This window comes from Klebsiella sp. 54, from assembly GCF_018223875.1.
Lineage (GTDB): Bacteria > Pseudomonadota > Gammaproteobacteria > Enterobacterales > Enterobacteriaceae > Klebsiella > Klebsiella quasipneumoniae.
The window spans coordinates 61,748-81,387 of the sequence record NZ_JAGRRA010000015.1 but is presented as its reverse complement, the minus strand read 5'-3'; the positions used below and the strand labels follow the sequence as shown (position 1 = coordinate 81,387).

Here is a 19,640-nt window from a genome sequence, read left to right as displayed (position 1 = left end):
ATTCACCAACGGGAAGGTTTCCGGTTGCATATAAAAGTCAGTGTGTGTATTTTTATGCAAAATAAATGCATAAAAAGGAAATCTCATGGTCAAGAATTTGCTCAAAGCGTGTTTCATGATGGCCGCGCTGACGGCAGCCGGACAGGCGGCTGCGGAAACCTATACCGTCGGCTCCGGCGGCACCTACCGGCCGTTTGAATTTGAAAACAGCCAGAAACAGCTGGAAGGTTTCGACATCGACATCATCAAGGCCATCGCCAAAGCCGAAGGCTTTGACGTCAAGCTGGTCAATACCCCCTGGGAAGGCATCTTCGCCACGCTGAACACCGGCGACCGCGACATCATCATCTCCGGGATCACCATCACCGATAAACGCAAACAGATGGTCGATTTCTCCGCGCCGTACTTCCCGGCTGAGCAGTCTATCGTCGTCGCCCAGGACTCGAAGGTGGATTCGCTGGCGGCCCTGAAAAACGAGAAGGTCGGGGTGGTGAACTCCAGCACCGGCGATATCGTGGTTTCTGAGGTGCTGGGCAAGAACAGCACGGCGATCAAGCGCTTCGACAATACCCCGCTGATGCTCCAGGAACTGTTCGAGGACGGCGTCAGCGCCGCGGTGGGTGACGTCGGGGTGGTGAAGTACTACATCAAACAGCACCCGGAGAAGCAGTTCAAGCTGGTGCCGGATGCCAAATTCGAACGTCAGTATTTCGGTATCGCGGTGGCGAAAGGCAACAGCGAACTGCTGGGCAAAATCAACGCCGGTCTGCAGAAGATCGTTGCCGACGGGACTTACGCCAAAATCTATAAAACCTGGTTCGACGACAACGTGCCGACGCTGCCAGCGCAATAAGCCACCTTTTTCAGTGACCACGGCTATCGCCCAGGCGATAGCCGTATTTTTTAGGGAAGGACTATGACGGGATTCCGTTGGGAGATCATCGAGGAGTACGGCCCGCTGTTTGTGGACGGCGCCCTGATGACGATTAAATGTACCATTATCTGCGTGATCCTCGGGACGCTGTGGGGGTTAACCCTCGGTCTCGGACGGATGGCGAAGGCCGAGCACGGGCCGTGGAAATATATTCTCCGCTACCTGGTGCAGTTTCCGGTGCGCTTTTACGTTAGCGCCTTCCGCGGTACGCCGCTGTTCGTGCAGATCATGGTGGTGCACTTTGCGCTGGTGCCGCTATTTATCAACCCGCGCGACGGCCTGCTGGTGACCAGCGGCCTGATGAGCGCCGACTTTGCCCGCGAGCTGCGTGCCAGCTACGGGGCGTTCCTCTCCTGCATCGTGGCGATCACCCTTAACGCCGGGGCCTATGTGTCGGAGATTTTCCGCGCCGGCATCCAGTCGATCGACAAAGGGCAGATGGAGGCCTCCCGCGCGCTGGGCATGCCGTGGTGGAAAACCATGCGCAAGGTTATCCTGCCGCAGGCGTTTCGCCGCATTCTGCCACCGTTGGGCAACAACGCCATCGCCATTGTTAAAGACTCGTCGCTGGCCTCGGCGATTGGCCTGGCCGATCTGGCCTACGCCGCGCGCACCGTCTCCGGCGCCTACGCCACCTACTGGGAACCCTACCTGACCATCTCCCTGGTCTACTGGGTGATCACCTTCCTGCTGGCGCAGCTGGTTAACCGTCTGGAAAAGAGGTTTGGCAAAAGTGATTCACATTAATAACTTACATAAGCGCTTTGGCGACAGCCACGTGCTGCGCGGCATCAGCTGCGATATTAAACCGCAGGAAGTGGTGTGCATCATCGGCCCGTCCGGCTCGGGGAAAAGTACCTTCCTGCGCTGTATGAACGCCCTGGAGACAGTCAGCGAAGGCGAGGTGGTGGTCAACGGCTTTGCCGCTCACGACCGCACTACCGACCTCAACAAGATGCGCGAAAGCGTTGGCATGGTGTTCCAGCGCTTTAACCTGTTCCCGCATATGACGGTGCTGGAAAACCTGATTATGGCGCCGATGAATCTGCGCAATATGCCGCGCCAGCAGGCGGTCGACCTGGCGGAAGCCTTGCTGGCGAAGGTGGGCTTAAGCGATAAGCGCGACGCCTGGCCCTCGAGCCTGTCCGGCGGCCAGCAGCAGCGGGTAGCCATCGCCCGCGCGCTGGCGATGAAGCCGTCGATTATGCTGTTTGATGAGCCCACTTCGGCGCTGGATCCGGAGCTGGTGGGCGACGTGCTGGAGGTAATGAAAAACCTCGCCAGCGAGGGGATGACCATGGTGATCGTGACACACGAAATGGGCTTTGCCCGCGAAGTGGCCGACCGGGTGATCTTCATCGACCAGGGCGTGATTCAGGAAGAGGGCAAGCCGGGGCAGATCTTTAGCGCGCCGAGCAACCCACGCACCGCCGCGTTCCTCAGCAAGGTGCTGTAAACCGAGCGGGCTGGCGCCAGGCCAGCCCGCTGAGTGTTGTCAAATATATTGATGATGTTTTTCATCATCAGTATAAACATTGACTGAACTCATATATCCCGCGATAACCCCTTTGTTAATCTCCGGGTATCGCTTTGGGCTTCTTCAGGAATATAACGTTGGAAATCTTTTTTTAACCCACTGAAAAATAGAGACTAACTATTTTTCATACGCCAAAAATCATGGTCCGTTAATGACGGACTCGGTTTCGTATGGGTTAAAAAAGGTACGTTATGACAGTTACATGGACGGTCACGCCCGTGGGGTATCAGCACATTGCTAAACGCTGCCCCGCCTGCAATGTAAAACGCGACTTCGCACCTTCCGGCGCCATCCGGGTGAATTCGCAAAAGAAGCTGCTGGATATCTGGAGCATCTATAAATGCACGCACTGCGATTACACGTGGAATATCGCCCTGTTTTCCAGGCTGCACGTCAGCAAGATAAACCGTAAACTGCTTCAGCGCTTGATGCAGAACGATGCAGCTATGGTTCACTATTATGCCGCTGACCTCGCGACGCTGAAGCGCAACCGCGCCGAGCCGTCGGGGCAACCTGATTTTCGTATTCATGAGCAATGGTCGGTGACGCTGATGGCGTGCCCGCGGATAACGGTGCGCGTCAGAGTCAGTCGGCCATTTCGCATCAGCCTGCTATCAATACTGAAAAAACAGCTCAAGCTGAGTACGGCTGAAATCCGGTGGTTGGTCGCGACAGGGCATATCGAGGGTATTCCACTAAAACAGCTCAAGACGAAAAAGCTGAAGGCGATGGAATATCATTTTCAGCTGGCGGCGGAAACGCTGTATGCGCGACGCCGGATTACGTTATCACTTCGCGGTAGATAACTCGTCGGGGAGAGAAGTCGTAGCGCTTTAACCGCGGTTTTTCGTGATTCTCAATGAAATCAGGACGGCGAAGTCGGCCGTCCTGAATGACGCATTACTGCCTGAAAAAGGCACTTCCGCATCAGCCATTCAAGCTGCCGACGCATAATAAACAAACGCCAGCTTATTGCCGTCGGGATCGCGGACGTAGGCGCTGTGAAAGCCGTTGCCATATTGTGGGCGATGACCGGGAGCGCCTTCGTCACGTCCGCCGAGTTGCAGGGCGAGGGCATGCAGTTCCGCAATATGTTCGACGGAGCGGGCGTTAAGCGCCACCATCGTTCCATTACCCACCCCGGCAGGCTGCAGGTCAAAAGGAACGCCCACGCACAGCCCACAGGTGTGGTTGCCATTGAAGGTGCCCCATGATGCTCCCTGTTCGTTACGGCCGGCTTTGGGCTGCCCCAGCAGCGCCATTAACGGGTCATAGAACTTGATGGCGCGTGGCAGGTCATTGGTTCCCAACATGATGTATGAAAACATAGTGTCCTCCTGTTGCGGGCAAAAAGGTGTCTTTCGCCCGCTTACTGCGTGAAGCTGATCGCAACAGACCCGGCGCTGCGCTCAGCCTCGCCATGGTAGACCGCCTCAATATTATTCCCCTGCGGATCCAGCACAAAAGCGGCATAGTAACCAGGATGATAGTGTCGTTCGCCAGGCGCGCCGTTATCGCGGCCGCCATGGGTCAGCGCCGCATGGTAAAAAGCGTCCACCCTGTCACGATCTCTGGCCTGGAACGCCAGGTGGTGGCGTCCTGTCAGTTTCCCGGCAGCCTCCGGGCTGTGGCGTGAGGCCACCACCAGTTCGTCGGCCAGCAAGTAGTCATTAGCAGTGGTAATAACCGGGATCTCCAGCGCCGACAGTACGGCAGTATAGAAGTCTTTGCTTGCCTCAAAGTCTTCGACAACCAGCAGGATATGATCGATCAATCTGCCACGATGTAACGTCATGCTTTCCATGGAATTTCCTCTCGGCAGGGGGCCGGCAATGGTTATAGCAGTGAGCCAGCAGGAACAGGATTCCCTCAGGTAAGGGCCATAAAAAAAGGGCTGGCGCCAGGCCAGCCCGTCAGGACTACTGCGCGGACTCCGTCGCTTCGTCCATGTCGTCTTCCTGCTCGCTGGCGAGCAGGATTTTCTCGTTTTTGCACAGACACTGAATCAGCAGGAACAGCACGCCGCTGGCCACCAGGGTGGCGATCAGGCCATCGTAGCCGGTGATGCCGATCAGCATGCCGCTGACTACCGGCCCGGCGACGCTGCCGGCGGACCAGAAAAAGCCGAACAGGGCGTTAATCATAATCAGCTTCTGTCCGCTGAAGGTTTTCCCCGCCCGCACCAGCGACAGGGTATAAAGCGCCCCCGCCGCGGCGCCCAGCAGCAGGCAAATGGCCATCAGCTGAATGCGCGAACCGAGCATCAGCGGCAGGGCCAGCAGCGACAGGCTGAAAACCACCGCGCAGGCCAGATGCACGCGGCGAATGCCGACCCGGTCGGCCAGCCAGCCGAGCGGGGTCTGGAACATCGCATCCCCGGTAAGCACCACGGTCACCAGCAGCACCGCCATTCCTTCATTAAGCCCTTTATCCATACCGTACAGTGGCAGCAGGGCGAGGATGCTGGCGTCGAAGAAGGCGAAGCAGAAGACCCCGGAGGCCAGTACCGGCAGGAAGGCGCCGAGGCTGCGCCAGCTGGCGCGCTCCCCAAGGCTTTCGCGGGTGCCGGTGGGCAGATGGCGCAGCATCAGCAGGCAGACGGCGGTGACCGCGACGATCGCCATCAGCGCCGAGGCCTGCCAGGCAGGGCCGACGGAGATCAGCAGCGGCCCGGCCAGCTGGCAGCCGGTAAAGGCCGAGGCGTAGATACCGGTGAGGGTGGCGCGCTGGTTGCCTGCCGCGCCGCCGGTGATCCAGCTTTCACCGAGGACGATAATGACCCCGGAGGCCAGGCCGGTCAGCAGGCGCGGCAGCAGAAGCAGCGTCATATCGGTGGTCATGCATGAGGCGATGGTCGCCAGCGCCAGCAGGATCAAACTGCCGCTCAGCAGCACGCCCATCTCAACGCGCCGGCACAGCGCAGGAGAGAGGAAAGAGGAGATCATCATGCCGGCGGGCGGCAGGGCGGCCAGCAGGCCGACATACAGCGGCGCGATCTGCTGCTGCGCCAGCTCAAGACTGATTAACGGCACCGTATAGCCGGTGATAAATCCCACGAGCGACGCGGCCATGATCATCGCCAGCGTGGGAGCAAGACGATTCTGGTCTGGGTTAAACATTTTATTTCCGATGACGGAGAGGTCAGTAGTGGATCCTTCGGCAAATTGCCGTCCTGAGCTGCATAATAATTAATCGCCTGGCCGTTGTCACCGTTGAAATCACTACCAAAAAAGGACCGCCGGGCGACGGCAGGCCTGTACGCCGCGCCGCCGCCGCATTTCGTGACGTTGTCAGCGTGTTAACGACAGGATATAACGGAGGGAGCGGCAGCGAACCGACGCCGGTGAGCGACGGGTAAAAACGCAACGCATGACCAAATTATTCAGCATTACGCTATGCAGGAAAGGAGTAATACATGGCCGTATCGCCGTCACTGATCGCCGAAGCCACAGGCTGGCGACGTGAGTTTCACGCCGCGCCTGAGCTCGGATATCAGGAGCAGGAGACCTCGCGCCGCGTCGCCGAGCTGCTGGCATCGTTTGGCCTGCAGGTTCATCGCGGGCTGGCCGGCACCGGCGTCGTGGCGACGCTGGAAAACGGCCCCGGGCCGGTCATCGGCCTGCGCGCCGATATGGACGCCCTGCCGATCACCGAGCTGGGGAGCGTCAGTTACCGTTCGCGCCGCGCCGGGGTCATGCACGCCTGCGGCCACGATGGCCACACCGCGATGCTGCTGGCGGCCGCCGCCCATCTGGCGCAGACCCGTCAGTTCAGCGGCACCGTCCACTTTGTTTTCCAGCCAGCGGAAGAGAACCTCGGCGGCGCGCGCAAAATGGTGGAAGAGGGGTTATTCGAACGCTTCCCGATGGATGCGATTTACGCGCTGCATAACTGGCCGGGGATCCCGCTTGGCGAAGTGGCGCTCAGCGATGGCGCGATGATGGCCTCCCTCGACGCCTTCGAGATCACCCTGCGCGGCAAAAGCTGCCATGCGGCGATGCCGGAGAGCGGGGCCGATCCGATCGTCGCTGCGGCGCAGCTGATTATGGCGCTGCAGACCATTCCTTCCCGCCGCCTGTCACCACAGGATTCGGCGGTGGTCAGCATCACCCAGATAAACGGCGGCGAGGCGATCAACGTCCTGCCGGACACCGTGGTGCTGCGCGGCACCTTCCGCTGCCTGAGCAATCGCGTTCGCGCCCGCGTGCGGGAGCTTATCGAAAGCTATGTGGCGACCCAGCCACAGGTGTCCGATGTGCAGGGCGAGATTAGCTGGTTTCCGGGGTATCCGGTGACCAAAAACCATGCGCCCCAGGCGCAGCTGCTGCGCGAGGTGGCGGTCGCCACCCTTGGCGCGGAGGCGGTGCGCTGGAACCAGGCGCCGTCGATGGCCTCAGAGGATTTCGCCTGCATGCTGGAGGCCTGTCCGGGGGCCTATTTCTGGATCGGCACCGATGGCGAAACGCCGTCGAAGCCGCTGCATAACGCCAGCTATGACTTTAACGATGCGCTGATTAGCCACGGGGTGGCGATGTGGGTGGCGCTGGTGGAGAAACAGCTGCCGGCGGCGTAACCCACCGGCAGCGGCAGCAGGGAGCGCGCGCTCCCTGAGGTCAGACGTCGGCGGCGGCTTTCAGTCGCGCCTTCATGTCGCTGTAGGCCGTCCAGGCATAGCGCTCCGCCCACTGCTGGTCGGCTATCGCTTCCACTTTCACCGCACAGTATTTGGTTTCCGGCGTTTTGGAGATCGGATCGAGGTTATCCTGGGTCAGCTCATTGCAGGCGCCCACCCACCACTGATAGGTCATATAGACCGCGCCCGGGTTGATGCGATCGCTGAGGTCGGCGCGGGTGATGACTTTCCCGCGTCGGGAGCTGACCCACACCAGCTGTTTGTCAGCGATCCCCAGCCGTTGCGCATCCACCGGATTTATCTGCACCCGTCCCGGCTCGTCGGCCAGCGACTGCAGCGCGGCGCAGTTGCCGGTCATCGAGCGGCAGGAGTAGTGCCCCACCTCCCGCACCGTGCAGAGCACCAGCGGCCATTCATCATCCGGACGCTCCGCCGGCGCGCGCCAGGCGGTGGCGAACAGCTGCCCTTTACCCGATGGGGTGTCGAAGCGGTTGTCTTTATACAGCCACGGCGTGCCGGGGTGGTCGAGGGTCGGGCACGGCCACTGAACATGGCCCATATCGCCCATTTTCTCCCAGGTCACGCCGTAGAAAAGCGGGCAGAGCTCGCGCATCTCGTCCCAGATCTGCTGGTTGTTCTCATAGTGCATCGGATAGCCCATTTCGCTGGCCAGCAGACTGATGATCTCCCAGTCGCGCTTCACATTCCCCGCCGGAGGGATTGCCTGTTCAAACCGCTGAAACCCGCGGTCGGCGCAGGTGAAGACGCCACCGTGCTCGCCCCAGGAGGTGGCCGGCAGCAGGACATCGGCAATCTCCGCCGTTTTGGTCATGAAGATATCCTGCACCACCACGAAGTCCAGCGCCTCGATGCCTTTGCGCACCAGGCCGAGGTCGGCTTCGGTCTGCAGCGGATCTTCACCCATGATGTAGTAGGCTTTGATCTCGCCGGTCAGCGCTTTATGCGGCACTTCGGTGATGCGGGTGCCGACCTGGTCATCCATCTGCGCCGGGTCGATCCCCCAGGCGGCGGCGAATTTGGCCCGCACGGCGGGGTCGGTGACCTCCTGATAGCCGGGGAACAGGTTCGGCAGCACGCCCATATCGCAGGCGCCCTGCACATTATTTTGCCCACGAACCGGGCCCACACCGACGTTCGCCCGCCCCAGGTTGCCGGTGAGCAGCGCCAGGCTTGCCAGGCCGCGCACCACGTCCACCGCCTGGCCAAACTGGGTGACCCCCATGCCCCACATAATGGTGGCGGAAGGGGCGGCGGCAAACATGCGCATCGCCTCGCGAATTGCCTGCGCGCTGACCCCGACAATCTCTTCCACTGCTTCCGGGGCGTAATCCTTCACCGCCTCGCGGTAGGCGTCCAGCCCTTCGGTGTAGCGTTCGACATAGGCTTTGTTGTACAGCTCCTCCTCCAGCAGCACATAGCCGAAGGCGTTCACCAGCGCCATATTGCTGCCGTTGTTGAGCTGCAGATGACGGTCGGCTATGCGTGCGGTTTCAATGCGTCGCGGATCGCAGACGATGATTTTGGCGCCGTTGTCCCGGGCCTTGATTACCCGGCGGGCGACGATGGGATGGGAGTCGGCGCAGTTGTAGCCAAAGACCAGCAGGCACTTCGAGTTTTCGATGTCGCTTATCGAATTGCTCATCGCCCCGTTGCCCAGCGCCTGCTGTAGCCCGGCGACGGAAGGGCCGTGGCAGACGCGGGCGCAGCAGTCGACGTTATTGGTGTTCAGCACCGCGCGAGCGAACTTTTGCATCACATAGTTGGTTTCGTTGCCGGTGCCGCGCGAGGAGCCGGTGGTCATGATGGCGCGCGGGCCATGCTTCTCTTTAATCTCCCTGAGCTTGCTGGCGGTATAGCGAATCGCCTCCTGCCAGCTGACCGGCGTAAAGGCGCCGCCTTTCTGGTAGCGGATCATTGGTTGTTTAAGACGGGGCGTCAGGAGCTGCGTGTCGTTCAGAAAATCCCAGCCGTAATAGCCTTTCAGGCACAGCTGGTTCTGGTTGGTGACGCCGTCGGCGGCTTCCGCGCGAATGATTTTATTGTTGTCGACAACCAGTTTAAGTTTGCAACCCGCCCCGCAGTAGGGGCACACGCTCGTGATTTTTTTCATCAGTAACAGACCTGTTAACAGTGAACAGAGGATCGCTGTCGCGCCGGGCCCGACGGGCAACGATCGCGGTATCGCCTGGTGGTGATGCGGACGCAGGCCCGCTGCGCTATGCAGGTCTCGTGCCAGATTTTAATGTGTTGATTTGTAATGAAAAACTTCAGATGGATGATGACGGGAGCGTGACCTCGTCACTAATGACGATGACGCAGAGCGCCGACGTCAGACGCTCTGCGGGGGAAAACGCCGCTACGCGAGAGGGCGGCAGCGGGTGATATGCGACTCGCTCAGGCCGACGTCGCGTGCGGCGGCGCAGATTGCCTGCCAGCTGCCCGCATCCAGCGGGATCCCCTCGGCCAGGCGCGCTTCGCGGTTGGCGGCTTCCCATTCGCCGGGGGCCAGCACCGGGGCATCGGGATCGTGCGGCGACTGTTTACACCATGCGATAAAGGCCTCCGTCTGCGCCTGGCTGTCCGGGGCATCGAACGCGTCCGGGCGCAGGATCACGGTGGTCATGCAGTTAAAGATGGCGTCGACGCTGGTCTGCAGGCTTTCCTGATGGGTGGTTTGCCCCCCGGAGAGCGCGCCGCCGAGCACTTCACACAGCGTCGCCAGGGCATAGCCTTTGTGCTGGGCGAAGGTGAGCAGGGCGCCCAGCGGCGAGGTTTGCATCACCGCCGGATCGGTGGTGGGCAACCCCTCGGCGTCGATCAGGCAGCCGGGGGCCACGGCTTCCCCTTTGTGCCAGGCGACGCGGGTTTTTCCAAAGGCGATGGCGCTGGTGGCGTAGTCCAGCAGCAGCGGCGGATGGCCCTCTCGCGGAAACACCACGCACAGGGGGTTGGTGCCGAAGCGACTGTCTTTTCCGCGGAACGGAGCGACCATCGGGTCGCCGATTACGCTGACGAAGTGAATGGAGATCAGTCCGGCGGCGGCGCACTGCTCGGCCCAGTAGCCGATGCGCCCGACGTGATGCGCATTGCGCAGGGCGATAGCCGCCATGCCGTGCTGCTTCGCCTTTTCGATACCTAACTGCATCGCTTCGTGGGCGACTACCTGGCCGAAGCCGGCGTTGCCGTCGAGGGTGACCACGGCGCCGGCATCTTTGGTGACCGTGGCGTGGCGGTTGAGCTGCAGAAAACCGCCGGCATGGGATTTCACATAGCTTGGGATCATCCCGACGCCATGGGAGTCATGCCCGGCCAGGTTGGCGGCGATCAGGTGGTCGGCGACCAGCGTCGCTTCTTCTGAGCGGCTGCCGAGATGGGTAAACAGTGAGACGACAAACTGATGCAGATCCGTCGCCAGAAAGCGGTGTCCTGTTGGCACTGATTCTCTCCTGTAGTCTGTTGTTATTTTGTTATGTTTGCCGTTTTATGCTGCGCCGCCCGGCGCAGAAGGTCAAGGGCGGGGGCTCCGGGCGTCACGCCACTGCGCCAGCGTCTGCGTTATACGCCAGACGATAAAAAACCGGTCCGCGATCGCGTTTTAATTAACGTCATAAACACCACATTTTTAAATTCTGCCACTGTCACAAAAGCCAGAAAAAAGCCAGCCCCGGCGTTGCAAGGGCAGCTGATACCACTATATGTTAAATTTGTGTTTATTAATTGATGATTAAAGGTTGGTATCATGTATAAGAAAATAAGTGGTTTAGTGGTTTCACTGACGGCCGTTTTCGCCTGTGCCGCCTGGGCGGAGGTGCCTGCGGGCTATCCGGCGGATTATCAAAAAACGGTTGATGCCGCCGTCAAAGAGGGCAAGGTGGTGATCTATTCCACAACCGATACCAAAGCCGCCGGGCCGTTAATTAAAGGATTCGAAGCGCAATATCCGGGCGTCAAAGTCGAATATAACGACATGAACAGCACCGAGCTGTATAACCGCTATATCAGCGAGCAGGCCGCCGGGGGCGGCAGCGGGGACGTGGTGTGGAGCTCATCGATGGATACGGCGCTGAAATTAGCCACCGAATACGCGGAACAATATGCCTCGCCGGAGGTGAAGCAATTGCCCGACTGGGCGGTGTGGCAGCAGAAAGCCTATGGCACCACCTACGAGCCGGTGGTATTTATCTATAACAAACGGCTGATCCCGCAGAATGAGGTTCCGGATTCGCATACCGCGCTGGCAAAATTGATCGCCAGCCAGGCCGATAAATTTAAAGGCAAAGTCACCACCTACGATATCGAAAAATCGGGCCTCGGCTTTATGCTGGCGGTGCAGGACAGCCAGGCCGACGCGAACTATTTTACCGACCTGGCGAATATCGCCAAAGGCGGCCTGACGGTGCAGTCTTCCACCGGCACGATGATGGAGCGCGTCTCCTCTGGCGAAAACCTGATCGGCTATAACATCCTTGGCTCCTATGCGGAAGCGCGGGCGAAAAACGATCCCTCTTTAGGCATTGCCTATCCGAAAGATTACGTGCTGGTGCTCTCCCGCGTCTCGTTTATTAGCCAGGGGAGCGAACATCCCAATGCGGCAAAATTGTGGCTGGACTATGTCCTGTCGGAAAAAGGCCAGCAGATCCTCGCCAGTCAGGCGGATATTCCCTCTATTCGTCGCGATATTGAAGGCAAAAATGATATCGACGGCATGACCGCGCTGCTGGGCAAAGCGTTAAAACCGATCCCGGTCAACGAAACGCTGCTGGATTATTTACAGCCGCAAAAACGTCTGCAGTTTATTAAACAATGGCGCAGCGCCGCCGCGAAATAATCCTCCCCCGGGGCATCGCCGATGCCCCTTATTCACACCCGGCGGGTTTATTCACCTGACCAAAGGGATGAACCATGAATGTATTACGCAGAAAGTGGCAGGGGCTGCCGCGCGGCGTGGTGGTGTGCATCACGGCGCTGGTGATTTATGTCCCGCTGTTATTTATTGTGGTGCAGAGTTTTCTCTCCGCGCCGTTCTTTTCCCGCTCCAAATCCTGGAGCCTGGAAGCCTTCGCCTTTATTTTTACCGACCCGGATTTTTATCTGGCGTTAAGGTCAGGCTTTATTCTGGCCTTTGGCCTGGTGATTATCGCCATTCCACTGGGCGGTATTTTGGCCTTTCTGATGGTACGCACCGATTTACCCGGCCGGCGTTTCATTGAGCCGCTGATCCTGGTGCCGATCTTCGTCTCGCCGATGGTGCTGGGCTTTGGCTACGTGGTGGCCGCCGGGCCGGTAGGCTTCTTTTCCCAGTGGGCGCAGCAGCTGATCGGCTTTGTGCCGTGGAATATCTACTCGATGTTCAGCATTGTGGTCATCGCCGGCTTAACCCACGTGCCGCACGCCTATCTTTATATCTCTTCGGCGCTGCGCAGCGTCGGTTCCGACGTGGAAGAGGCGGCGCGCACCGTCGGCGCCACGCCGCTGCAGGTGATGACCTCGGTGAGTCTGCCGATGGTGCGGCCGTCCATTCTTTACGCCTGCGTGCTGCTCTTTTTCCTCGGTCTGGAGGTCTTCGGTCTGATGCTGGTGCTGGGCGACCCCGAGGGCAACATGGTGCTGGCGACCTATCTCTACAAGCTGACCAATAAGCTCGGCACCCCCTCCTACCATCTGATGGCGGCGGTGGCGGTGGTGCTGATCTGCATCACCATCCCGCTGGTGATGCTCCAGCGGCGGCTGATGCGCACCGCCAACCGCTTTGTCACCATGAAGGGCAAGGCGTCGCAGGCGCGGGCGCTGCCGCTGGGCAAATGGCGCTGGGTGGCCGGGGCGGTGGTAGTGGCCTGGCTGACGGTGACCATCGGCGTGCCGCTGCTCGGCGTGGCGCTGCGCGCTTTTATCTCCAACTGGGGAGTCGGCGTGTCGCTGTGGGATGAGCTGTCGCTGACGACGTTCCACAATATCTGGCAGCAGCCCAACCTGCTGCGGGCGATCGTCAACTCGATGGCTATCGGCATCGTCGGCGGCGCGCTGGCGGTGATCTGCTATCTGTTTGTCGGTATCGCCATGCACCGCAAAGCGGACAACGTCACCCGCTTTCTTGATTACAGCGTACTGGTCCCGCGCGCGGTGCCGGGGCTGCTGGCCGGTCTGGCCTTCCTGTGGGTGTTCCTGTTTGTGCCGATGTGGCTCGATCAGTCGCTGAAGCACGGCTGGCTCTCGGCGCTGCCGGTGGCCGACTGGCTGCGGGAGCACCTTATCGTGCAGCTGCGTGCCCTGCGCAACACCATCTTCAGCGTCTGGCTGGCCTACACCGTGGTATGGATGGCTTATGGCCTGCGGCTCATCTCTTCGACGCTGCTGCAGGTGGGCCCGGAGCTGGAGGAGGCGGCGCGCAGCACCGGCGCCTCGCGGGGGCAGATCACCCGCCACGTCACCGTCCCGCTGTCGCGCTATGGGCTGATTGGCTCCTGGCTGCTGATGTTCCTGATCTTTGAGCGCGAATATTCCACCGGCGTCTATCTGCTGTCGCCGGGTACCGAAACCATCGGCTCGATGCTGGTGTCGCTGTGGGCGGCGGGGGCCATCGATATCGTCGCGGCGCTCTCCTTTATCAATATTCTGCTGGTGGTGATTGGCCTTGGCATCGCCCTGCGCTTTGGAGTGAAATTACATGATTGAGTTATCGGTAGAAAACCTGCATCTCACCTATGGCGACAACCCGGTGCTGAAAGGGGTGTCGATGACGCTCGGCCGGGGAGAGGTGGTGTCGTTGCTGGGGCCGTCGGGAAGCGGCAAAACCACGCTGCTGCGGGCGGTGGCCGGGCTGGAGAAGCCGACGAGCGGACGGATCGCCATCGGCAACCGCACGGTGTACGACGGCACGCCGCGCAGCGAAATCCCGGCCGAAGAGCGTAACCTCGGGCTGGTGTTCCAGTCCTATGCCCTGTGGCCGCACAAAACGGTGTTCGACAACGTGGCCTATCCGCTGAAGCTGCGTAAAGTCGCCGCCGGGGAGATAAAAGAGCGGGTGCAGCGCGTGCTGGATCAGCTGGGGCTCGGGCACCTTGGCAACCGCCATCCGTACCAGCTCTCCGGCGGCCAGCAGCAGCGGGTGGCTATCGGCCGGGCGCTGGTCTACAACCCGCCGGTGATCCTGCTGGATGAGCCGCTCTCCAACCTTGACGCCAAGCTGCGCGAAGAGGCGCGGGTGTTTCTGCGCGAGCTGATCGTCAAGCTGGGCCTGTCGGCACTGATGGTCACCCACGATCAGAATGAGGCGATGGCCATCTCGGATCGTATTCTGCTGCTGAACAATGGCGTCATCGAGCAGCAGGGGACGCCGCAGGAGATGTACGGCAGCCCGGCGACGCTGTTCGCCGCCGAGTTTATGGGCAGCAATAACCGCCTGCACGGCAAGGTAATGGCGCTGGAGAACGGCAGGGCGCGGATCGAAGGCGCCAGCTGGAGCCTGTGGGGGCGAGCGGGCGAGGGGGTTAGCGTCGGCGAGCCGGCGACGGCGGTGATCCGCGTCGAGCGCCTGCGTCTGGACGGCGCGGCGCAGGATAACAGTCTCCAGCTACCGCTGCTGACCAGCATGTACCTCGGCGACCGCTGGGAGTACCTGTTCCGCACCGAGGGCGACGATTTCCCGCTGCGCGCCTACGGAACGGCGCTGCGCGATGCCGAACACTGTCATCTGACGCTCCCGGCGGAGGATGTGTGGATTTTTCCGCAGCGGTAACCGCTGGTTAAGACGCCAGATGGCACACGGCTTCAATATTGTGCCCGTCTGGCGCAATCACAAAGGCGGCGTAATAACTGGCGTGGTAGTTTGGTCGTAACCCCGGCGCGCCGTTGTCCTTTCCTCCGGCGGCCAGCGCCGCCTGCCAGAAGGCATCGACCTGCTCGCGGCTGTCGGCGCGAAAGGCAATGTGCAGCGGCGCCGGTTTTTCCGTACTTTGATAGAGGCATAGAGAGACATCGCCGCTGCCGGCCAGCTCTGCGCCGTAGGTCGGCTCGCCTTCGCCGACCAGCGTTACGCCAAGCGGGGCAAGGGCTTGTAAAAAGAACGCTTTGCTCGCGGCATAATCACTGACGCCGAATTTCACATGATCGAACATATCTTCTCTTCTCCTGCGGATGGGATATCGCCAGCCGAACGCGTTAGCCGGGAAATAGATGCAAAATAGTTAACAACGGTTATTAACTTTTTTAACAGCTCAAAATGTTTAATTATTCCTAATACGAGTATTTACAGACGTTTAATCTGCCATGTACCATAAACAAAAAATAACATTTGTGATACAAGTCACTCTTTTTTGGCGCATGGGTAAGCTCAGCGCGGTGTGAACGCCGCCGGTTTACCGCCTCAAGGTTATGGCAGCACCCTTCTCACGATGACATTCCGGTGAATTTCTCTCCGATTTCCCGCGTTTCGTTGAGAATCGTCTACTATCCAAACGATAACCCTATAAATGATATCGCCTCTGGCGATGTTTTATCCGACTTGCCGGGCCGGGCCAGACGCTAAGCGGTTTAAAAGCGCAATGGTATCGGTTCCAGCACGACATTCACTGGTTTTGTCAGCGACAAAAACAGTAATTTTCAATGACAGGAATGTGATGATGTCGAGCGAGAAAACTAACAATTCCAGGCGTGATTTCCTGGTGAAGTCGATGGCGCTGATCCCGACGGTGGTGATCGGCGGCGCGGGAGCAGGGGCCATTGGCGTGGCCACCAGCGCGACCGCGCAGGCGGCCCCCGCTTCAGAGCCAGCCTCCGGGAACACGGCGGCGGCCAGCGACTGGAAGCCGCAGTTCTTCAACGATCGTGAGTGGGCGTTTATCAACGCCGCCGTCGCGCGCCTGATCCCAGCGGATGAACTTGGCCCCGGCGCTAAAGAGGCCGGCGTGCCGGAGTTTATCGACCGCCAGCTTAATACCCCTTACGCCACCGGCTCCATCTGGTATATGCAGGGGCCCTTCAACCCCGACGTGCCGAAAGAGATGGGCTATCAGCTGCCGCTGGTGCCCAAACAGATCTATAACCTCGGGATCGCCGACGCCGAGGCCTGGTGTCAGGACAAGTATCACAAGACCTTCGCTGAACTGAGCAACGAGCAACAGGACGAGGCGCTCGGCCTGTGGGAATCCGGCAAAGCCGAGTTCAAACAGCTTCCGGCCTCGCTGTTCTTCACCTATCTGCTGCAGAACACCCGAGAAGGCTTCTTCAGCGACCCGATCCATGGCGGTAATAAAGGCATGGTCGGCTGGACGCTGATTAATTTTCCCGGCGCGCGCGCCGACTTTATGGACTGGGTTGAACGGGGCGAACGCTACCCCTTCCCGCCGGTATCAATTAATGGGGAGAGGGCGTAATCATGGCCACCGTATTGAAAAAAACCGATGTCGCGATCGTCGGCTTCGGCTGGGTTGGGGCGATCATGGCCAAAGAGCTGACCGAAGCCGGGCTCAACGTCGTGGCGCTGGAGCGCGGTCCGATGCGCGACACCTGGCCGGACGGCGCCTATCCGCAGGTGATTGATGAGCTGACCTACAACATCCGCCGCAAGCTGTTCCAGGATCTGTCGAAAAGCACCGTCACCATCCGCCATAACACCAGCCAGCAGGCGGTGCCGTATCGCCAGCTGGCGGCTTTCCTGCCGGGTACCGGCGTGGGTGGGGCCGGGCTGCACTGGTCCGGCGTCCATTTCCGCGTCGATCCCATCGAACTGCGGATGCGCAGCCACTATGAAGAGCGCTACGGCAAAAACTTCATTCCCCAGGATATGATCATCCAGGATTTCGGCGTCACCTACGACGAGCTGGAACCGTTCTTCGATAAAGCGGAGAAAGTGTTCGGCACCTCCGGGACTGCCTGGTCGATCAAGGGCAAGGTCGTCGGTAAAGGCCGCGGCGGCAACGCTTTCGCCCCGGACCGCTCAGACGACTTCCCGCTGCCGGCGCAGAAAAACACCTGGTCAGCGCAGCTGTTTGAAAAAGCGGCGCTCGAGGTGGGTTACCATCCCTACAACCTGCCGTCGGCCAACACCTCCGACTCCTATACCAACCCCTATGGCGCGCAGATGGGTCCGTGCAACTTCTGCGGTTTCTGCAGCGGCTACGCCTGCTACATGTACTCTAAAGCCTCGCCGAACGTGAACATCCTGCCGGCGCTGCGCCAGGAAAAACGCTTTGAGCTGCGGACCAACGCCAACGTGCTGAAGGTCAACCTGACCGACGACAAATCCCGCGCCACCGGCGTGACCTACGTCGACGGCCAGGGGCGCGAAATGGAGCAGCCGGCGGACCTGGTGATCATCGGCGCCTTCCAGTTCCATAACGTGCACCTGATGCTGCTCTCCGGGATCGGTAAACCGTACAATCCGGAGACCGGCGAAGGGGTGGTGGGGCGTAACTTCGCCTACCAGAACATGACCACCATCAAGGCCATTTTCGACAAAGACACTTATACCAACCCGTTTATCGGCGCGGGCGGCAACGGCGTCGGCGTCGACGACTTCAACGCCGACAACTTCGACCACGGCGCGGCCGGCTTTGTCGGCGGTTCGCCGTTCTGGGTCAACCAGGCCGGGACCAAGCCCATCTCCGGTTTCCCGGTACCGCCGGGCACCCCGGCGTGGGGCAGCAAGTGGAAAGCGGCGGTGGCCGATACCTACACCCATCACCTGTCGATGGATGCCCACGGCGCGCACCAGTCCTATCGGCAGAACTACCTCGATCTTGATCCGAACTACAAAAACGTCTTTGGCCAGCCGCTGCTGCGCATGACCTTCGACTGGCAGGAAAACGACATCAAGATGGCGCAGTTTATGTTCGATAAGATGGCGCCGATCGCCAAAGCGATGAAGCCGAAATATATCCTCGGCAGCCCGAAAAACGCCAACAGCCACTTTGATACCACCACCTACCAGACCACCCATATGAACGGCGGGGCGGTGATGGGGGAGGATCCGAAAACCAGCGCCGTTAACCGTTATCTGCAAAGCTGGGACGTGCATAACGTCTTCGTCATCGGCGCCTCCGCTTTCCCGCAGGGGCTGGGCTATAACCCAACCGGCACGGTGGCCGCGCTGGCCTACTGGTCAGCGAAGGCGATCCGCGAGCAGTATCTGAAAAATCCGGGTCCCCTGGTGCAGGCATAAAGGAAGGCAGATGATGAAAATGCAATGGTTATCGGCCCTGGTGCTTGGGGCATTGAGCTGCGCGGCCTTCGCCGAAGAGGCGCCTGCGGACAGCAATCTGATTAAGCAAGGGGAGTATCTGGCGCGGGCGGGGGACTGTGTCGCCTGTCACACCAACGGCAAAGCGGGCAAACCTTTCGCCGGCGGTCTGCCGATGGAGACGCCGATCGGCACCATCTACTCCACCAATATCACGCCGGATAAAGAACACGGCATTGGCGGGTACACCTTCGAAGAGTTCGACGATGCGGTGCGCAAGGGCGTGCGGAAAGATGGTTCCACGCTCTATCCGGCGATGCCGTATCCCTCGTTCGCACGGATCAGCGAAGCGGACATGCGCGCCATGTACGCCTACTTTATGCACGGCGTGGAGCCGGTGAATGTCGCCAACAAGGACACCGACATCCCGTGGCCGCTGTCGATGCGCTGGCCGCTGGCGTTCTGGCGCGGCATCTTCGCGCCGACGCCGAGCGACTTTGTCGCCAACCCGCAGGTTGACCCGGTGCTGGAGCGCGGCCGCTATCTGGTGGAAGGCCTGGGCCACTGCGGCGCCTGTCATACCCCGCGTAGCCTGACGATGCAGGAAAAAGCGCTCAGCGAAAGCGAAGGCGATGATTACCTGGCGGGCAGCAATGCGCCGATTGACGGCTGGGTTGCCTCCAGCCTGCGCGGCGAAAACCGCGACGGTCTGGGGACCTGGAGCGAAGCCGAGCTGGCCGAGTTCCTGAAAACCGGACGTAACGATAAATCGGTGGTCTTCGGCGGCATGAGCGATGTGGTGGAGCACAGTCTGCAGTATCTTTCTGATGACGACATCACCGCCATCGCCCGCTATCTGAAGTCGCTCCCGCCGCGCGGCGGCAAACAGACCCCAGCCCCGGTGGAAGACAGCGTGGCGAAAGATCTGTGGAAGGGTAACGACAGCAAAACCGGCGCCGCGCTGTACGTCGATAACTGCGCCGCCTGTCACCGCACCGACGGCGCAGGCTATAAACGCGCCTTCCCGTCGCTGAAGGGCAATCCGGTGGTGCAGACCGAAGATGCCACTTCGCTTATCCATATCGTTCTGACCGGGAGCACCACGCCGGCGGTGAAAGATGCGGTCTCCAACCTGACCATGCCGTCGTTCGGCTGGCGTCTGGACGACCAGCAGGTGGCGGATGTGGTCAACTTCATCCGCACCAGCTGGGGCAACAACGCGCCGGCGGTCAGCGCCAGCGATGTGGCGAAGGTGCGTAAGGAGACCGTGGCGCACGATGAGAAGGCGTTAGGCAACGCTGATATCTCGAAGCTGCCGGGGGCCGGACAGTAACCGTCA

Annotated in this window: 17 protein-coding genes; 11 read left to right on the top strand and 6 right to left on the bottom strand. The window is 60.3% G+C overall.

Features of this window, described 5'->3' with window-relative positions; all coding sequences use genetic code 11:
• The first annotated feature begins 85 nt into the window (after positions 1-85).
• The 4 genes from KHQ24_RS23115 to KHQ24_RS23100 all read left to right on the top strand — a co-directional run bounded on the left by KHQ24_RS23115 (position 86) and on the right by KHQ24_RS23100 (position 3,277).
• Positions 86-853: a basic amino acid ABC transporter substrate-binding protein gene (locus KHQ24_RS23115; protein WP_004203029.1), complete on the top strand. Its 768-nt coding sequence runs from the start codon at positions 86-88 to the stop codon at positions 851-853.
• Between the two features lie 63 nt (positions 854-916).
• Complete coding sequence (locus tag KHQ24_RS23110) at positions 917-1,681, top strand: amino acid ABC transporter permease (RefSeq protein WP_004151161.1); 765 nt, start codon at positions 917-919, stop codon at positions 1,679-1,681.
• Entirely contained in the window at positions 1,668-2,390 is a 723-nt protein-coding gene (locus KHQ24_RS23105) for an amino acid ABC transporter ATP-binding protein (protein ID WP_002908374.1), read from the top strand. Before KHQ24_RS23110 ends, KHQ24_RS23105 begins: the two co-directional genes overlap by 14 nt.
• A 299-nt stretch (positions 2,391-2,689) precedes the next feature.
• A complete protein-coding gene (locus KHQ24_RS23100; RefSeq protein ID WP_025999180.1) occupies positions 2,690-3,277 on the top strand; it encodes a DUF1062 domain-containing protein in 588 nt (195 codons plus the stop codon).
• Between the two features lie 129 nt (positions 3,278-3,406).
• On the opposite strand, the gene KHQ24_RS23095 is transcribed toward KHQ24_RS23100, so the two are convergent.
• The 3 genes from KHQ24_RS23095 to KHQ24_RS23085 all read right to left on the bottom strand — a co-directional run bounded on the left by KHQ24_RS23095 (position 3,407) and on the right by KHQ24_RS23085 (position 5,590).
• Positions 3,407-3,799: a VOC family protein gene (locus KHQ24_RS23095; RefSeq protein ID WP_211777495.1), complete on the bottom strand. Its 393-nt coding sequence runs from the start codon at positions 3,797-3,799 to the stop codon at positions 3,407-3,409.
• A 41-nt stretch (positions 3,800-3,840) separates the two neighbouring features.
• Complete coding sequence (locus KHQ24_RS23090) at positions 3,841-4,275, bottom strand: VOC family protein (RefSeq protein ID WP_017899595.1); 435 nt, start codon at positions 4,273-4,275, stop codon at positions 3,841-3,843.
• Positions 4,276-4,390: 115 nt separating this feature from the next.
• The gene (locus KHQ24_RS23085) at positions 4,391-5,590 is read right to left on the bottom strand and encodes an MFS transporter (protein WP_048324548.1); all 1,200 of its coding nucleotides are present in this window, start codon (positions 5,588-5,590) and stop codon (positions 4,391-4,393) included.
• A gap of 296 nt (positions 5,591-5,886) precedes the next feature.
• On the opposite strand from KHQ24_RS23085, the gene KHQ24_RS23080 reads away from it, so the two are divergent.
• The gene (locus KHQ24_RS23080; RefSeq protein ID WP_004203021.1) at positions 5,887-7,044 is read left to right on the top strand and encodes a M20 aminoacylase family protein; all 1,158 of its coding nucleotides are present in this window, start codon (positions 5,887-5,889) and stop codon (positions 7,042-7,044) included.
• Between the two features lie 40 nt (positions 7,045-7,084).
• Here KHQ24_RS23080 and fdhF read toward each other — a convergent pair whose 3' ends face one another.
• Positions 7,085-9,235, bottom strand: coding sequence for a formate dehydrogenase subunit alpha (gene fdhF, locus KHQ24_RS23075; RefSeq protein ID WP_108450355.1), 2,151 nt, complete (start codon positions 9,233-9,235; stop codon positions 7,085-7,087).
• A gap of 246 nt (positions 9,236-9,481) precedes the next feature.
• On the bottom strand, positions 9,482-10,561 hold the full coding sequence (locus KHQ24_RS23070; RefSeq protein ID WP_004203019.1) for a malate/lactate/ureidoglycolate dehydrogenase: 1,080 nt from the start codon (positions 10,559-10,561) through the stop codon (positions 9,482-9,484).
• A gap of 303 nt (positions 10,562-10,864) precedes the next feature.
• Between KHQ24_RS23070 and KHQ24_RS23065 the strand changes: the two genes are divergently transcribed.
• The 3 genes from KHQ24_RS23065 to KHQ24_RS23055 all read left to right on the top strand — a co-directional run bounded on the left by KHQ24_RS23065 (position 10,865) and on the right by KHQ24_RS23055 (position 14,860).
• Entirely contained in the window at positions 10,865-11,953 is a 1,089-nt protein-coding gene (locus KHQ24_RS23065) for an ABC transporter substrate-binding protein (protein WP_049092158.1), read from the top strand.
• A 74-nt stretch (positions 11,954-12,027) separates the two neighbouring features.
• On the top strand, positions 12,028-13,797 hold the full coding sequence (locus KHQ24_RS23060) for an ABC transporter permease (RefSeq protein WP_004189548.1): 1,770 nt from the start codon (positions 12,028-12,030) through the stop codon (positions 13,795-13,797).
• The gene (locus KHQ24_RS23055) at positions 13,790-14,860 is read left to right on the top strand and encodes an ABC transporter ATP-binding protein (protein ID WP_064177706.1); all 1,071 of its coding nucleotides are present in this window, start codon (positions 13,790-13,792) and stop codon (positions 14,858-14,860) included. Before KHQ24_RS23060 ends, KHQ24_RS23055 begins: the two co-directional genes overlap by 8 nt.
• Positions 14,861-14,867: 7 nt before the next feature.
• On the opposite strand, the gene KHQ24_RS23050 is transcribed toward KHQ24_RS23055, so the two are convergent.
• Complete coding sequence (locus KHQ24_RS23050; protein ID WP_017899590.1) at positions 14,868-15,239, bottom strand: VOC family protein; 372 nt, start codon at positions 15,237-15,239, stop codon at positions 14,868-14,870.
• Positions 15,240-15,740: 501 nt separating this feature from the next.
• On the opposite strand from KHQ24_RS23050, the gene KHQ24_RS23045 reads away from it, so the two are divergent.
• Genes KHQ24_RS23045 through KHQ24_RS23035 form a run of 3 tightly spaced genes read left to right on the top strand, consistent with a single transcriptional unit; the run spans position 15,741 to position 19,634 of the window.
• Positions 15,741-16,496 carry a gluconate 2-dehydrogenase subunit 3 family protein gene (locus tag KHQ24_RS23045; RefSeq protein ID WP_017899589.1) on the top strand — a complete coding sequence of 252 codons (756 nt, stop codon included), beginning with the start codon at positions 15,741-15,743 and terminating at the stop codon, positions 16,494-16,496.
• 2 nt (positions 16,497-16,498) lie between these two features.
• Complete coding sequence (locus KHQ24_RS23040; RefSeq protein ID WP_002908285.1) at positions 16,499-18,283, top strand: GMC family oxidoreductase; 1,785 nt, start codon at positions 16,499-16,501, stop codon at positions 18,281-18,283.
• Positions 18,284-18,293: 10 nt separating this feature from the next.
• A complete protein-coding gene (locus tag KHQ24_RS23035; protein ID WP_074377609.1) occupies positions 18,294-19,634 on the top strand; it encodes a c-type cytochrome in 1,341 nt (446 codons plus the stop codon).
• Positions 19,635-19,640 lie beyond the last annotated feature (6 nt).